Consider the following 1,796-nt stretch of genomic DNA (forward strand, 5'->3'; position numbering starts at 1 on the left):
CCGGATGGCTTCGAAGACTGATGGGTCGACGAGGGTGGAGGTGTCGCCGAGTTCGCGGCCTTCGGCGATGTCTTTGAGGAGTCGGCGCATGATTTTGCCGGAGCGGGTTTTGGGGAGTTCGGGGACGATGTTGACTTCTCGGGGTTTGGCGATGGGGGAGATGTCGGTGGCGACTTGGTTGCGGAGTTCGGTGATGAGGGTGTCGCCGTTGTCGGCGCCTTCCATGAGGATGACGAAGGCGACGATGCCTTGTCCGGTGGTTTCGTCGGCGGCGCCGATGACGGCGGCCTCGGCGACGGCGGAGTGGGAGACCAGCGCTGATTCGACTTCGGAGGTGGAGATGCGGTGGCCGGAGACGTTCATGACGTCGTCGACGCGGCCGAGGACCCAGAGTGCGTGGTCCTCGTCGTAGCGGGCGCCGTCGCCTGCGAAGTACCAGCCCTGTTCGGCGAAACGCGACCAGTAGGTCTCCTTGTACCGCTCCTCGTCGCCCCAGATCCCGCGGAGCATGCCGGGCCAGGGCTTGTCGAGGACGAGGTAGCCCTGTTCGCCGTCGGCGACGGGGTTGCCGTTGTCGTCGACGACGTTGGCGCTGATGCCGGGCAGGGGTCGCATCGCCGAGCCGGGTTTGGTCGCGGTGATGCCGGGCAGCGGGGAGATCATGATGCCGCCGGTCTCGGTCTGCCACCAGGTGTCGACGATGGGGCAGCGGCCGCCGCCGATGACCTCGTTGTACCAGCGCCAGGCTTCGGGGTTGATGGGTTCGCCGACGCTGCCGAGCAGACGCAGTGAGGAGAGGTCGTGCGCGTCGGGGATCTCGCGGCCCCATTTCATGAAGGTGCGGATCAGGGTCGGGGCGATGTAATAGGTGGTGACGCCGTACTTTTCGATGACCTCGAAGTGGCGGTGCTCGTTCGGGGTGTTGGGGGTGCCCTCGTAGATGACTTCGGTGGCGCCGTTGGAGAGGGGGCCGTACACGAGGTAGGTGTGGCCGGTGACCCAGCCGATGTCGGCGCCGCACCAGAAGACGTCGCTGCCTTCTTTGTGGTCGAAGACGTGGTGGAAGGTGTAGGCGGCCTGGGTGAGGTATCCGCCGGAGGAGTGGACGATGCCCTTCGGCTTGCCGGTGGTGCCCGAGGTGTACAGCAGGAACAGGGGGTGCTCGGCGTCGAAGGCTTCGGGCTCGTGGTGCGGGGAGGCCGCGCCGACGGTCTCGTCCCACCACACGTCGCGGCCGTCGACCCAGTTCAGGTCGGGGTCGTGGTTGGTGCGGCGCACGACGAGGACCTTCTGCACCGACGGTGCGGCGTCGGCGCCGGTGCCGAGAGCTTCGTCGACGGCCTCCTTCAGCGGGGCGGGGGCGCCGCGACGGTACTGGCCGTCGGTGGTGATGACGACCTTGGCTTCGGCGTCGTCGACGCGGGAGCGCAGGGCGGCGGCGGAGAAGCCGGCGAAGACCACCGAGTGGGTCAGGCCGAGGCGGGCGCAGGCGAGCATGGAGATGACCGCTTCGGGGACCATCGGCATGTAGATGGCGACGCGGTCGCCGGTCTGCAGGCCGAGGGAGGCCAGGTAGTTGGCCGCCTGGGAGACCTCGTCTTGGAGCTGCGAGTAGGTGATGTCGCGGGAGTCGCCGGGCTCGCCGACCCAGTGGATGGCCACGCGGTCGCCCTTGCCTGCTGCGACGTGCCGGTCGACGCAGTTGTAGGCGACGTTCAGCGTGCCGCCGACGAACCACTTGGCGAACGGCGGGGCGGACCAGTCCAGCACCTCACCGAACGGTGTCTCCCAGTCCA

General features: G+C 67.9%; 1 protein-coding gene. It reads right to left on the reverse strand.

Annotation, left to right across the window (positions count from 1 at the left end; genetic code table 11):
• Nucleotides 1-1,796, reverse strand: a 1,796-nt coding sequence (gene acs / locus GH2_RS21055) for an acetate--CoA ligase (RefSeq protein WP_066172654.1), incomplete at both ends; no start/stop codon positions are given.

Origin of the sequence: Gordonia hydrophobica NBRC 16057 (assembly GCF_001592365.1) — a bacterium.
In the GTDB taxonomy this organism is placed as follows: Bacteria; Actinomycetota; Actinomycetes; order Mycobacteriales; family Mycobacteriaceae; genus Gordonia; species Gordonia hydrophobica.